Source organism: Streptomyces sp. NPDC002676, assembly GCF_053592455.1.
On record NZ_JBSFVT010000008.1, the window covers coordinates 52667 to 66882 of the forward strand.

The 14216-nt window shown below is 70.0% G+C and carries 12 protein-coding genes; 6 read left to right on the forward strand and 6 right to left on the reverse strand.

The features are described from left to right. The first annotated feature begins 121 nt into the window (after positions 1-121). Complete coding sequence (locus ACWD3E_RS23050) at positions 122-1468, forward strand: M14 family metallopeptidase (protein ID WP_451389428.1); 1347 nt, start codon at positions 122-124, stop codon at positions 1466-1468. Positions 1469-1493: 25 nt separating this feature from the next. On the opposite strand, the gene ACWD3E_RS23055 is transcribed toward ACWD3E_RS23050, so the two are convergent. After that, positions 1494-2021: a hypothetical protein gene (locus ACWD3E_RS23055; protein ID WP_451389429.1), complete on the reverse strand. Its 528-nt coding sequence runs from the start codon at positions 2019-2021 to the stop codon at positions 1494-1496. Positions 2022-2085: 64 nt separating this feature from the next. Then, positions 2086-2496 (reverse strand): RidA family protein, encoded by a 411-nt coding sequence (locus tag ACWD3E_RS23060; protein ID WP_451389430.1) that lies wholly within the window; start codon positions 2494-2496, stop codon positions 2086-2088. Between the two features lie 236 nt (positions 2497-2732). Here ACWD3E_RS23060 and ACWD3E_RS23065 point away from each other — a divergent pair, with 236 nt between their 5' ends. Beyond that, positions 2733-3998: an alanine racemase gene (locus ACWD3E_RS23065; RefSeq protein WP_451389431.1), complete on the forward strand. Its 1266-nt coding sequence runs from the start codon at positions 2733-2735 to the stop codon at positions 3996-3998. 80 nt (positions 3999-4078) lie between these two features. Further along, positions 4079-5689, forward strand: a complete 1611-nt coding sequence (locus ACWD3E_RS23070; protein WP_451389432.1) for an N-acyl-D-amino-acid deacylase family protein — start codon at positions 4079-4081, stop codon at positions 5687-5689. A 7-nt stretch (positions 5690-5696) separates the two neighbouring features. On the opposite strand, the gene ACWD3E_RS23075 is transcribed toward ACWD3E_RS23070, so the two are convergent. Together ACWD3E_RS23075 and ACWD3E_RS23080 are read right to left on the reverse strand one after the other, a co-directional pair. Continuing rightward, positions 5697-6563 carry a trypsin-like serine peptidase gene (locus ACWD3E_RS23075; protein ID WP_451389433.1) on the reverse strand — a complete coding sequence of 289 codons (867 nt, stop codon included), beginning with the start codon at positions 6561-6563 and terminating at the stop codon, positions 5697-5699. A 184-nt stretch (positions 6564-6747) separates the two neighbouring features. Beyond that, complete coding sequence (locus tag ACWD3E_RS23080; RefSeq protein ID WP_451389434.1) at positions 6748-7482, reverse strand: hypothetical protein; 735 nt, start codon at positions 7480-7482, stop codon at positions 6748-6750. Positions 7483-7609: 127 nt separating this feature from the next. On the opposite strand from ACWD3E_RS23080, the gene ACWD3E_RS23085 reads away from it, so the two are divergent. Both ACWD3E_RS23085 and ACWD3E_RS23090 read left to right on the forward strand, forming a co-directional pair. Next, the gene (locus ACWD3E_RS23085) at positions 7610-8821 is read left to right on the forward strand and encodes a pyridoxal phosphate-dependent aminotransferase (protein ID WP_451389435.1); all 1212 of its coding nucleotides are present in this window, start codon (positions 7610-7612) and stop codon (positions 8819-8821) included. 102 nt (positions 8822-8923) lie between these two features. Then, complete coding sequence (locus ACWD3E_RS23090) at positions 8924-9349, forward strand: SCO4983 family protein (protein WP_451389436.1); 426 nt, start codon at positions 8924-8926, stop codon at positions 9347-9349. 84 nt (positions 9350-9433) lie between these two features. Here ACWD3E_RS23090 and ACWD3E_RS23095 read toward each other — a convergent pair whose 3' ends face one another. Together ACWD3E_RS23095 and ACWD3E_RS23100 are read right to left on the reverse strand one after the other, a co-directional pair. Further along, positions 9434-11179, reverse strand: coding sequence for an Ig-like domain repeat protein (locus tag ACWD3E_RS23095; protein WP_451389437.1), 1746 nt, complete (start codon positions 11177-11179; stop codon positions 9434-9436). Between the two features lie 222 nt (positions 11180-11401). Further along, positions 11402-13225, reverse strand: a complete 1824-nt coding sequence (locus tag ACWD3E_RS23100; RefSeq protein WP_451389438.1) for a phosphoenolpyruvate carboxykinase (GTP) — start codon at positions 13223-13225, stop codon at positions 11402-11404. Between the two features lie 290 nt (positions 13226-13515). On the opposite strand from ACWD3E_RS23100, the gene trhA reads away from it, so the two are divergent. Continuing rightward, on the forward strand, positions 13516-14199 hold the full coding sequence (gene trhA, locus ACWD3E_RS23105; RefSeq protein WP_451389439.1) for a PAQR family membrane homeostasis protein TrhA: 684 nt from the start codon (positions 13516-13518) through the stop codon (positions 14197-14199). Positions 14200-14216: the final 17 nt, after the last annotated feature.

Consider the following 14216-nt stretch of genomic DNA (forward strand, 5'->3'; position numbering starts at 1 on the left):
GACCAGTTCATGCCAACACTTCACCATGAGCCTTGAGTCATGAGTGCCAACTCCGCACCCTCCAGCACCCCACCCCCCACATCCGGCGACCCCGGAATTCCTGGAGAACCAAGGAGAGTTCATGCGACTTCGCATCCGCGGCTCCGGCGCGCGCGGCGGCACACGTACCGCCGCCATCGGCGCACTTCTGGCCCTCGCCCTAGCCTCCCCCGTCTCGGCCACCGCCACGCACGCCACCGCCGACAGCGCCCGGAAGGCCACCGCGCCCACCGGTGATGACATCCGGCAGTACGAGATCCACCAGGGCACGACTCCCGTCACCCGTACAGCCATTCAGGCCGCCGGTGTCAGCGTCGACGAGGCCGACGAGGAGACCGTCGTCGTCTCCGGGCGGGCCGCACAGATCCGTAAGCTGCGGCAACTCGGCTACGACGTCAGCCCGTTGGGCGCCGCGCCGCAGCGAGCCGGCACACGGCTGTACGACTTCCCGAGCGCCGACTCGAAGTACCACAACTACGCCGAGATGAACGCCGAGATCGACCAGCGGCTCGCGGCCTACCCGAACATCATGAGCAAGCGCGTGATCGGGAAGTCGTACCAGGGGCGGGACATCGTCGCCATCAAGGTCAGCGACAACGTGGGCACGGACGAGGACGAGCCCGAAGTGCTGTTCGCCTTCCACCAGCACGCCCGTGAGCATCTGACCGTGGAGATGGCCCTGTACCTGCTGCGCGAACTCGGCGCCGGGTACGGGACCGACCCACGGATCACCAACCTCGTCAACACCCGCGAGATATGGATCGTCCCCGACCTGAACCCGGACGGCGGGGAGTACGACATCGCCACCGGGCACTACCGCTCCTGGCGGAAGAACCGGCAGCCCAACTCCGGGTCCTCGTCGGTCGGAACCGACCTCAACCGGAACTGGAACTACAACTGGGGCTGCTGCGGCGGGTCCTCCGGGTCGACCTCGTCCGAGACCTACCGCGGTTCCGCCGCCGAGTCCGCGCCCGAGGTGAAGGTCGTCGCCGACTTCGTGCGCAGCCGGGTCGTCGGAGGCAAGCAGCAGATCAAGGCCGGGATCGACTTCCACACCTACAGCGAGCTGGTGCTGTGGCCCTTCGGGTACACCTACTCGGACACCGACACCGGCATGACCGCCGACGACGCCGCCGCGTTCAAGGCCGTGGGCCAGAAGATGGCTGCCAGCAACGGGTACACGCCCGAGCAGTCCAGCGATCTGTACATCACGGACGGCACGATCGACGACTATCTCTGGGGCACGCAGAAGATCTTCGACTACACCTTCGAGATGTATCCGACGTCCAGCGCGAACGGAGGGTTCTACCCGCCCGACGAAGTCATCGAGCGGGAGACCTCCCGGAACAAGGACGCGGTGTTGCAGCTGCTGGAGAACGCCGACTGCATGTACCGGTCGATCGGCAAGGCCGCCCAGTACTGCAGCTAGGTCCTGTCTGGAGCCGGCCGGCCGGCTAGGCCTCTTCGAAGTACGCGTCGAGGACCTCGTCCAGCTGTGACTCCCACTCCTTGAAGCTGGCCCTGGCCGTCGCCTCGATCTCTATCGGGTACCAGCGGCGGTCAGGGGTGTGGACCGTGATCGTGAAGCGCTTGCCGAAGCGGGAGGACTCCGTCTCGACCGCCGCGATCTCGTCCCAGCGGAACTCGCACGCCTCCTCGTCCAGGCGGAGGCGGACGCCCTTGCCGTCGGCGACGATCCTGGCCCGGCGGTCGGACGCCTCGAAGACGGGGCCGCCGCCGTCCGCCGGCGCGTCCTCCGACTCGGCCCCGGGCTCGGACGCGGACGCGTCGGACTCGGAGACGACCGGGGCCGCCTCCACGGACTCCGACTCCGGCTTCGCGTCCTCCGGCTTCGCGTCCTCCGGCCCTGCCGCTGCCGGCGCCGGGCCCGTGAGTCCCGGGATGAACGCCGGGTCGAAACCGGCGCCCGCGACGGGCTCCCCCTTCAGGGGCTTGCTGCTCGATCCTATGCGCTGCTCCACGGCGGCAGTATGGACGACTTCCCTGTGCCGGAACCAGTCAGCCCAGCCATAACTCCGTGAACTGTCACCCCAGGACGGCGAGCGCGTCGATCTCGATGAGATGCCCGGCGGGCAGACCGACGTAGACGGTGGTCCGGGCGGCGGGCGCCTGGGTCAGGCCCTGCTCGTCGAAGTAGGAGTTGTAGATCTCGTTCATCTCGGCGAAGTGGCCGGTGTCCGTGAGGTAGACGCGGATCATCATCACGTCGTCCCAGGAGGCACCGCCCTCGTCGAGAACGGCCTTGACGTTGGCGAGGGTCTGCAGGGTCTGCTCGCGCAGGCCCGGCCCGACGAGCGTGCGCGGCTTGCCCTCCTCCGCCGGGAGGAAGGCGACCTGCCCTGCGACCTGGAGGATGTTGCCCTTCTTCACGCCGTGGGAGAACTTCGCGGGCGGGGCGGCGTGGGTCTTCGGAGTGACTGCGATCTTGTCCGTCATTCAGGTTCCCTTAGGTCCTCAGGTCCGTCACTGGCGTTCTTCCCGTTCGGCGCGGACACCGGCATCCCGGCCGCCACCCGGCCACGACTGCCTCGTCAGTAGCGTCGACGAGGATGACTCCTGTCGCTATCGTTGCGGCAATCGTGCCGTTGATCGGGTGTCAGCGAGATGCTAGACACCAGTACGCATTGCATGCAGTGGCCGTTGCACATACTGCAACGGCAGAGAGGGGTTCCATGAGCACCGAAGCGCTCGCCCGCCTGGCCGAGGAACGCATCGACCACCGCTTCAAGGGACTCCCGCCGGACGCCGACGGCCTGACCGTCGCCGAGCTGACCGCCCAGCGCCGCAACCTCTTCACCGGCGGCTTCACCACCCCGGTCCTCGCCCTGTCCGCCGAGCGCCTGGAGCACAACCTGGCGCTCATGGAGACGTACATCGTCCGGCACGGCCTCGCCTTCGCCCCGCACGGCAAGACCTCGATGGCCCCGCAGCTCTTCCAGCGCCAGATCGAGCACGGCGCCTGGGGCATCACCCTCGCGGTGCCGCACCAGGTGCGGGTGGCGCGGGCCTTCGGCGTGCAGCGGGTCTTCCTCGCCAACGAGCTGGTGGACGCCCCCGCCCTGCGCTGGATCGCCGCCGAACTCGCCGCCGACCCGGAGTTCGGGTTCGTCTGTTACGTCGACTCCGTACGCGGGGTGGAACTGATGGACGCGGCGCTGCGCGGTGCCGCCCGGCCGGTGGACGTCGTCGTGGAACTGGCCGCGGGCGAGGGGGGCCGTACCGGCGTGCGCACGGAGGAGGACGCCCGGGCGGTCGCCGACGCGGTGGCCCGTACGGAGACGCTTCGGCTGGTGGGCGTTGCGGGGTACGAGGCTCAAGTACCCGGCGCCGACCCGGAGTCGGTGCGGGCCTGGCTGGGCCGGCTGGTCACCCTCGCCGCCGAGTTCGACAAGGCGGGCCGGTTCGCCGGGGCCGAGGAGATCGTGGTGAGCGCCGGCGGCAGCGAGTGGTTCGACGCGGTCGCCGACGTCTTCGCCGTGATCCCCGAACTCTCCTTGCCCGTCCTGAAGTTGCTGCGCTCGGGCGCGTACGTCTCGCACGACGACGTGCACTACGCGAGGCTCACCCCGTTCAACCGGATCCCCGAGGAGGGCGCGCTGGAGCCCGCGTTCCGGCTGTGGACGCAGGTCGTCTCCCGCCCCTCCGCCGAGCAGGCCTTCGTCAACGCGGGCAAGCGGGACGCCGCCTACGACCTCGACTATCCCGTGGCCCACGTGGTACGCCGGGACGGCGGCGAACACCCGGCGCACGGCATCGAGGTGACCGCGCTGTCCGACCAGCACCTGTGGCTGGGCACCGCCCCGGAGGCGGACGTCGAGGTCGGCGACTGGATCGGCTTCGGTCTGTCCCACCCGTGCACGACCTTCGAGAAGTGGCAGCTGATCCCGGTGGCCGAGGCGGACGGGACCGTCGTCGACTACATCCGCACCTACTTCTAGACCCCCTTCCAGACCCCCTTCCAGATCCACTTCTAGACCCACTCCTAGAGCCACTTCCAGACCGCTTGTGGGGAGCCCTGGTGGAGGACCTGGTCATCCGTGACGCGGACGTCGTCGACGGCAGCGGTGCGCCGTCGTACCGCGCCGATGTGGTGGTCGACGGCGGCCGTATCGTCTCGATCGTCAAGGAGGCGGCTGCCGCCGGCTGCCAACGGCCGGTCGCCATGTGCGAGTTGGATGCCGAGGGCCTGGTCCTCTCCCCCGGCTTCATCGACATGCACGCCCACTCCGACCTGGCCCTGCTGCGCGACCCCGAGCACACCGCGAAGGTGGCGCAGGGGGTCACCCTCGAAGTCATCGGCCAGGACGGGCTGTCGTACGCGCCCGTGGACGACCGCACTCTGGAGGAGGTGCGCCGGGCGATCACCGGGTGGAACGGGTACGGCGACGACCTCGACTTCGACTGGCGCACGGTCGGCGAGTACCTCGACCGGCTCGACCGCGGTATCGCCGTCAACGCGGCCTATCTCGTCCCGCAGGGCACCGTCCGCGCCCTGGCCGTCGGCTGGGCGGACCGGGCGGCGACACCCGAAGAGCTGGACCGGATGCGGCAGTTGGTGGCCGAGGGGCTTCAGCAGGGCGCGGTCGGGCTGTCGTCCGGGCTCACCTACACACCCGGCATGTACGCCGAGGACGCCGAACTCACCGAACTGTGCCGGGTGGTGGCCGAATACGGCGGCTACTACTGCCCGCACCACCGCTCCTACGGCGCCGGCGCCCTGGCGGCGTACGCCGAGATGCTCGCCGTGACGCGGGAGGCGGGCTGTCCGCTCCATCTCGCCCACGCCACCCTGAACTTCGGCGTCAACAAGGGGCGCGCGCCCGAACTGCTGGCCCTGCTCGACCAGGCGCTGGACGCGGGCGCGGACCTCACCGTGGACACCTACCCCTACACCCCGGGCTGCACCACCCTCGCCGCGCTGCTGCCGAGCTGGGCGAGCGAGGGCGGCCCGGCGGACATCCTGGCCCGCCTCACCGACCCGGCGACCGCCGAACGCGTCCGGCGCGACCTGGAGGTGACCGGCTCGGACGGCAACCATGGCGTGCCGGTGGAGTGGGACACGATCGAGATCTCCGGTGTCACCGACCCGGCCCTCGACGGCTTCGTACGCCGTACGGTGCGGGAGGCGGCAGAGCTGCGCGGCGAGACCCCGTGGGCGTTCGCGCGCCGGCTGCTGGTCGAGGACCGGCTCGGCACGACGGTCCTCCACCACGTGGGCCACGAGGAGAACGTCCGCGCGATCATGCGGCACCGCGCCCACACCGGCGGCTCCGACGGCATCCTCCGGGGCGCCAAGCCGCACCCTCGCGCGTACGGCACCTTCCCGCGCTATCTGGGCCACTACGTACGGGAGTTGGGCGTGCTGTCCCTGGAGGAGTGCGTCGCCCATCTCACCGCGCGACCCGCGGCCCGGCTGCGGCTGCCGGACCGCGGGCTGGTGCGCGAGGGCTACCGGGCCGACCTGGTCCTGTTCGACCCGGCCACGGTCGCCCCCGGCGCCACGTTCGCCGCGCCTCGCACGCTCCCTACGGGGATCCCGTACGTCCTGGTCGACGGCCGTTTCGCCATCGACGACGGCCGGCGCACGGACGTTCTCGCCGGGCGCTCGGTCCGCCGTACTCGGCTCTAGGCGCCGGTCACGGCTTGGGCAGCGTGCAGCCGGCCGCGGTGAGGTCCAGCTTGTTGCCGGTCGTGAAGCAGGCCGGGATCTGGTAGGTCTCCTCGGCGTAGTTGATGCCCATGCGGACCGTGACGTTGCCGTTCGCGTCCACCTCGCACGGGTTGTCCACCGTGCAGGTCTCGCCGTTCTCGTTGCCGGTGTTGTTGACGGCCACGACCTTGCCGGTGGTGGTGTCGATCACCGGGGAGCCGGAGGTGCCGCCGATGGTGTTGCAGGCGGAGGTGTAGCGGACCGAGTCCTTCCAGGTCCAGTCACCCTCCTTCAGCCGGTACACGAACCCGTCGATGTTGCAGCTGTAGATCCGCTTCCAGTAACCGGAGACGACCTTGATGGCGGTGCCGGCGACCGGGTGGGTGTCGCTGACCGTGAGCGCGCTGATGCCGTAGGAGCTCTTGATCTGCGCGTAGGTGGTCTTCAGGCGGTAGATCGTGACGTCCGTGTCGGTCATCGTCGAGTAGACGACCTGGTTGGCGCGGAGCGTGGCGATCTTGGTGCCGGCGGAGTTCAGCAGGCCGAAACTGCGGCTGGAGGACTGGCCGGTGATGACCTGGCCGGGGCTCGGGAAGCCGGTCTCCAGGCAGTGGCCGTTGGTCATGACGAGCGCCGGGTCGGTGTCGGCCGAGTTGGGGAAGCGGATCACCGAGCCGGAGCAGTTGCTGAGCGAGACGGTGCCGGCGAAGTCGACGGTCGCCTTGACCGACTTGGCCGCCGTGATCGAGTGAGCCGACGGGGCCGCCTTGGCGTGCGGGGCGGCGACCGCGGGGGCCGCGCCGAGCCCGGCAATGGCCAGGGCGGAGATCGCGGCAAGGAGAGGCTTGTGCATGTGGGGTCCCCTCTTCAGACGTGAGCGACCGGAAATCTTCCGGCCGCCTATCGTCTTGTCATGAGCATTCTCATGAGAGGGGAGTGTCCGGGCAAGGACCCGTATGCAACTCGCTCCGACTGACAGCGTGTCACATACCGGTCCGCGGTGTTCGATTGACGTACAAGAAGAGCGAGCCTGCCCCCTACTTGGACTTCCACGGGGGACGACGCCCGTGCCCATTGCCCGGACCGCCGGAGGCGACGGTGGTGGCCGACGCGGTGGGGGTGGCCGTCGGCGTCGCAGGCACGGAGGAGCTGGCGGCCGGTGACGTGGTGACCGAGGTCGGCTGCCCGGTGGCGCTGGTTGCGGCTCCGCCCGTCGGCATGCCGGTGGCCGGGGCCGCGGCGGACGCGGAGACCTCAGGGCTGCCGTCGGCAGCGGCCGGAGTCGCGGCGTCCGGGCGGGCGCTCGCGGTGTCCGGAGCGCCGCCGGAGGTGCTCGGGCGCCCGTCGGAGCGCGGCCCGGACGAGGACCCGGAGTCCGCCAGCCCCGCGATCACCGCGACGCCCGCGCAGACCACGCCGAGGGCACCCGCGGCGACGGCCACCCGGCGACGACCGCCACGCCTCCGCTGCCGCCTGCGATCGGCGCGGCCGTGCCCCTCGACAGGGCCGACGAACGCCGGGGCGTCCGCGTCGGGGTCGGCGTCGGCGTCGGCGTCGGCGTCGGGGTAGGCGTCGGCCGGCGGGACGGGCGGAAGCTTGCGCGTCTCGTCGTAGGCGTTCTGCCAGCCGTGGGCGACGGCGGGGTCGGCGTACTCCTCGTACGACGGGGCCGTCGCCTGCTGCGGGTGGTACACGTTCGGCAGGCCCTCGGCCGAACCGACCGGTCGGTGTGCGCCGTACGCCCCCGCCCCGTACTCGCTTTCGGTGGACATGACCGTGGATTCTAGGGACGCAAGTGGCCCGTGAGACAGCTACCGGCGATAACAGCGCAAACCTCCGCGCCTCAAGTGGCGGAAAACACGACCCATGGGTCCTCACCGGGGTCGTAAGCTGCGTGGCATGCAGGTGATCCAGTCGACCAAGCTCGCCAACGTCTGTTACGAGATCCGGGGCCCGGTGCTCGAAGAGGCGATGCGGCTGGAAGCGGCTGGTCACCGCATCCTGAAGCTCAACACGGGCAACCCGGCCGCCTTCGGCTTCGAGTGCCCGCCGGAGATCCTGGAGGACATCCTCCGCAACGTCTCCACGGCGCACGGCTACGGCGACGCCAAGGGCCTGCTGGCCGCCCGCCGCGCGGTCGTCATGCACAACCAGACCCTCGGCATCGAGACGGACGTCGAGCACGTCTTCATCGGCAACGGCGTCTCCGAGCTGATCGTGATGGCCATGCAGGGCCTGCTGGACGACGGCGACGAGGTGCTGGTCCCGGCCCCTGACTACCCCCTGTGGACGGCGGCGGTGTCGCTGTCGGGCGGTACGGCGGTGCACTACCGCTGCGACGAGCAGTCCGACTGGATGCCCGACCTCGCCGACGTCGAGCGCAAGGTCACCGACCGCACCAAGGCCATCGTCATCATCAACCCGAACAACCCCACGGGCGCGGTGTACGACGAGGCGATGATCAAGGGTCTGACCGACATCGCCCGCCGGCACAACCTGCTGGTCTGCTCGGACGAGATCTACGACAAGATCCTCTACGACGGCGCGACCCACACCCCGACCGCGAAGGTCGCCCCCGACCTGCTCACCCTCACCTTCAACGGCATGTCGAAGGCGTACCGGGTGGCCGGCTACCGCGTCGGCTGGATGTCGATCTCCGGCCCGCGCGCGCACGCCGACTCCTACATCGAGGGCCTGACGATCCTGGCGAACATGCGCCTGTGCGCGAACATGCCGGGCCAGCACGGGGTGGTCGCCGCGCTCAGCGGGCGCCAGACGATCAACGACCTGGTGCTGCCGGGGGGCCGGCTGAAGGAGCAGCTGGACACGGCGTACGAGCTGCTGACGCAGATCCCGGGCGTGAGCTGCGTACGGCCCAAGGGCGCGCTGTACCTCTTCCCGCGTCTCGACCCGCAGGTCTTCAAGATCAAGGACGACCGGCGGATGGTCCTGGACCTGCTGCGCCAGGAGAAGATCATGGTCGTCCAGGGCACCGGCTTCAACTGGCCCGAGCCGGACCATTTCCGCGTGGTGACACTGCCGAGCGTCGGGGACCTCAGGGACGCGGTGACGCGGATCGGGAACTTCCTGGACGGTTACAGCCAGACGTAGCCGAGCCGGCCGTAGTCGGCGGACCGCAATCCGTGGCAAGGCTCAACTTTAGACGAAATCCAAGCTAGGATGGCTTCCTGTCAGAGCACAGGAGGCCATCCCATGTACGAACCGATCCGCACGAAGTCGGTCCACAGCACGATGGGCGGCCCCGTCCCCGACTTTCCCCACCGGTCGCGCGAGGAGGAGCTGGACATCCAGCTCGCAGGGCATCTGGCCGCGCTCCTCGCCGTCACCGACGAGCTGCGCGCGCTGACGCCCTGCGCCGACCTGGACACGGCAGCGACACGCCTCGCCGGGCAGGTGGCCCGGCTGCGCGGCGGACGTACACCCCTGCGCGCGGCACCGTCCGCCGGCGGCGACGCCGACCCCGCGGCGCTGCACCAGCGCGCCCACACCCTCGCGGGCCGCGCCCTCGTCGTCGCCGCCTCCCGCGCCGACACGGCGGCGGCGATCCTCGCGGCCGAACGCATGGACGCCCACACCGCCGCCCTCGCCGAGCCGCAGCACCTCAGCAGCACCCACTGACCCCGAGAGGGTCCCCAGACGGCCCCGGTCCGCGTGCACCCGCAGCGACACGCGGACCGGGCGCCATTCAGCACCGCGTCGGCGTCACCGCCTGACGAACACCGTCGCCTGTGCGCTGGACCCCTCATGCAGGTCGTCGCCGGGCCAGCTGACCATGTAGGTCACCTCGCGACGGGTGCGCGGGATGTCGTTGATGGTGAACGTGCCGTCGGCGGCGACGGTGACCGAGCTGAGGGTCCCGGTGCCGAGCCGGTCGGTGCGCTCGACCTTGAGCACCGCCCGGTCGGGGAGGGCCTTGCCCTGCGCGGTGAACGTGCCCGTGATCGTGAGCCCGCCGTCGGTCGTGGCCTCCGCCGGCGCGGTGAGCGCGATCGCCGTGGGCGCCTTGGCGACCGTCACGGTGGCGGTGAGGTCGTCGGCGGGCCGGTGGGTCAGGTCGCCGAGGAAGGACACCGTGTAGGCGGCGTCACCGGTCAGGTCCGGCTCGTCGAGGACGGTGAAGGTGCCGTCGTCCTTGACGGTGAACGTGCCCAGGTCGTGGGTGCCGTTCGCGTCCGTGCGCGTCGCCCGCACCTTCAGCGGCTGGGCCGGCGCCGGGCCGTCGTACTCCAGCCGGCCGCGCACCGACAGCGGCTCGCCCGCGACCGCCGAGGCGGGGCTGTGGGTGAGGCCGCCGGTGAAGCGGGTGCCGTACTGGACGGGCGGCGGCTGGATGATGTGCAGCCAGAACTGGTTGCCGGCCGCATTGGTGGTGATCGCGAACAGCCGGGAGCCGTCCGCCGACCACTCCAGGCCGTGCGGGGTCACCCGGTCGCCGTCGAGGGCGCCCTCGAAGGCGAACTCCAGCGGGGGCGTGGCGTCCGTCGGGTCGGCGGGCGAGAGCAGCAGGTCGGGCGTGGACCCGGTCGCCGACGCGCCGCGCGCCAGGTACTTGCCGTCGCCGCTGAAGGCCACGGCGGACGCGCTCGCGCCGGCCGGGAGCGCCGGATAGGCGGTCGCCGCGTCCGACAGGTCCGAGGCGTTCAGCAGCCGCGTGCCGGCAGTGGCGTCGGCGACGGCCACCTTGCTGCCGTCCGCGGAGAACGACACGTCCTTGAAGTTCAGCGCGCCCTGGCCGTCGGCGTCGGCGAACCGGCGGGAGGCGATCTTGACCGGGCCCCCGCCGCTCGTGTCGAACACCGCCACGTAGGGGTTGGGCGCATTCGCGTTGAGCGGCTGGCCCATGGCCATCCGGTCACCGGGGCCGGCCTCCAGCTGGAGCCTGCCGTTGTCGTACCAGCCGGTGCGCGCCGCGGCGGTGCCGTCGAAGGAGTCCAGCTCGGTCGTCGCGGTGTCGCACCGCTCGAGGTAGTCCGAGTACGCCGAGGTGACGTACGCCCTCCCCCCGGAGAAGGCGGCGCTGCCCCCGCAGACGTCGGTGGCGATGTACCCGATGCCGGTGGCCTGGTAGGTGGAGGTGTCGTACTTCAGGATCTGGTCGCGCGCACCGGCGTAGAGGTAGGAGCCGTCGGCACTGAGCGCGATTCCGGAGACGTGGTGCTGCGTGGTGATCGTCGTGACCCGCGCGCCGTCGAAGTCGTACACGGCGATGGTGCCCTGGTTGTAGTAGCTGCCGAGGTTGCTGTCGGCGACGTACACGCGCTGGTGCACGGAGTCGACGGCGAGCGCCGAGTACGTCGGCATCGGCAGCTTGACCACCGCGTCGGCCACCGCCGCGTGGGCCACGGGTGCCACCGCGACACTCAGGCCGGCTCCGGCGAGGACGGCGGCGAGCATCGTGGCCGCCAGACGTCCGGGACGCTGTGCTGTATTCAGGCGTGCTGTATTCAACTGTGCCCCCCACAGGCCGAGTTGAGTCTCACTGGGACCAGTGACACTCGCGTGCACCATAAAAGCGAGGCAAAGTTCTCGCGATCAAGGGGGGCGCAGACGGCCCGGCCCCGCACGCCGTTGTGCGGGGCCGGGCCGTCTGGGAAGGTCACACCGCGGCCGGTCGTGACGATCGCTGGTCAGGGCACATCCGGACCGGCCGCGGAGTCTTTCGGGCGGGGATCAGCCCAGCCGCTCCACCAGGGCGCGGTACTGGTCCCACAGCTCCTTCGGGGTGTGGTCGCCGAAGGTGTTGAGGTGCTCGGGGACGAGGGCCGCCTCCTCGCGCCAGACCTCCTTGTCGACCGTGAGCAGGAAGTCCAGGTCGGACTCGGCCAGTTCGAGGCCGTCGGTGTCCAGGGCGTCCCGCGTCGGCAGGATGCCGATCGGGGTCTCCACGCCCTCGGCCTTGCCGTCGAGGCGCTCCACGATCCACTTCAGGACGCGGCTGTTCTCGCCGAAGCCCGGCCAGACGAACTTGCCCTCGTCGTTCTTGCGGAACCAGTTGACGTAGTAGATCTTCGGCAGCTTGGACTGGTCCTTGTCCTTGGCCACGTCGATCCAGTGGGCCATGTAGTCGCCCATGTTGTAGCCGCAGAAGGGCAGCATCGCGAAGGGGTCGCGGCGCAGTTCGCCGACCTTGCCCTCGGCGGCGGCGGTCTTCTCGGAGGCGACGTTCGCGCCCATGAAGACGCCGTGGTTCCAGTCGAAGGACTCCGTGACCAGCGGCACCGCGCTGGCACGCCGGCCGCCGAAGAGGATCGCCGAGATCGGCACGCCCTTCGGGTCCTCCCACTCCGGCGCGATGATCGGGCACTGGGACGCGGGCACGGTGAAGCGGGCGTTGGGGTGGGCCGCCGGGGTCTCGGAGGCCGGCGTCCAGTCGTTGCCCTTCCAGTCGGTCAGGTGCGCGGGCGCCTGCTCGGTCATGCCCTCCCACCACACGTCGCCGTCGTCGGTCAGCGCGACGTTGGTGAAGACCGCGTTGCCCCACAGCGTCTTCATCGCGTTGGCGTTGGTGTGCTCACCGGTGCCGGGCGCGACGCCGAAGAAGCCGGCCTCGGGGTTGATCGCGTACAGGCGGCCGTCCTCGCCGAAGCGCATCCAGGCGATGTCGTCGCCGATGGTCTCCACCGTCCAGCCGGAGACCGTGGGCTCCAGCATGGCGAGGTTGGTCTTGCCGCAGGCGCTCGGGAAGGCGGCGGCCACGTACTTCGCCTCGCCCTGCGGCGGGGTGAGCTTGAGGATCAGCATGTGCTCGGCCAGCCAGCCCTCGTCACGGGCCATGACGGAGGCGATGCGCAGGGCGTAGCACTTCTTGCCGAGCAGCGCGTTGCCGCCGTAGCCGGAGCCGTAGGACCAGATCTCGCGGGTCTCCGGGAAGTGGGAGATGTACTTGGTCTGGTTGCAGGGCCACGGCACGTCCTGCTGGCCCTCCTCCAGCGGGGCGCCGAGAGTGTGCACGGCCTTGACGAAGAAGCCCTCGTCGCCCAGCTCGTCCAGGACCGCCTGTCCCATGCGGGTCATGGTGCGCATGGACACGGCGACGTACGCGGAGTCGGTGATCTCCACGCCGATCGCGGACAGCGGGGAGCCGAGCGGGCCCATGCAGAACGGGACGACGTACATCGTGCGGCCCCGCATCGAGCCACGGAACAGGCCCTTCTCACCGGCGAAGATCTCCCGCATCTCGGCGGGGGCCTTCCAGTGGTTGGTGGGGCCTGCGTCCTCCTCCTTCTCGGAGCAGATGAAGGTCCGGTCCTCGACGCGCGCGACGTCGGTCGGGTCGGAGGCGGCGTAGTAGGAGTGCGGGCGCTTGACCGGGTCCAGCTTCTTGAAGGTGCCCTTGGCCACCAGCTCCTCGCTCAGCCGCTCGTACTCGGCCTCGGAGCCGTCGCACCAGACCACGTTGTCCGGCTGCGTCAGTTCGGCGATCTCGTTGACCCACGAGACCAGTTCCCGGTGGTTGGTGGGAAGGACGGAGGGAGCCGCGTTGTCGCGCGCCACGATTGCTCCTAAGTGAGGGATTTTGTCTTGTCGCCCCGTGGGGGCCGCGACCCGGATGCTTCACAGTGTCGACTGATTGGCGCTCATCCGGTGCCGACCGCACTCATTTGATCATCCGACGTCGATGCGCATCTGTCCAGGGGACCTCACAGGTGAGCAACGTGAGGAATGCCACGGTTTCCGTGATTCTTTGCGTCCATGTTGGATTCAACTGAAGGTCTTTTTGCGTTCGAGGGGTCACCGCGGGGTACTGACGACCGACTTACGGTCACGTAGGTACGATGCGGCCCATGACTGCGCCCGTCCCCGCCGCGCCTGCCGCGCCCGCCGTGCAGCGCCAGATCAAGCCCAGGCTCCGCGGCTGGCTGCACCTCGGGATGTTCCCGGCCGTGCTCGTCGCGGGCTTGGTGCTCACCGCCCTCGCCGACTCCGCCCGGGGCCGGATCGCCTGCGGGATCTACGTTCTGACGGCCTGCCTGCTCTTCGGCGTCAGCGCCCTCTACCACCGGGGCAACTGGAGCCCCCGCATGGACGGCATCCTGCGCCGCCTCGACCACGCCAACATCTTCCTGATCATCGCGGGCACCTACACCCCGCTCACCATGCTGCTCCTGCCGGGCGCCAAGGGTCAGTGGCTGCTGTGGGGCATCTGGGGCGCCGCGGCGGCCGGCATCGTCTTCCGCGTCTTCTGGGTGGGCGCCCCTCGCTGGCTGTACACGCCCTGCTACATCGCAATGGGCTGGGCGGCCGTCTTCTTCCTGCCCGACTTCATGCGCAGCGGCGGGATCGCCGTCCTGGTCCTGGTGATCGTCGGCGGCGTGCTCTACAGCGCGGGCGGAGTGATCTACGGCATCAAGCGGCCGAACCCGTCACCGCGCTGGTTCGGCTTCCACGAGGTCTTCCACTCCTTCACCCTCGCCGCCTTCGTCGTCCACTACGTCGGCATCTCGCTGGTCGCCTACCAGCACGCGTGACCTCTGCGGGGCGCCGG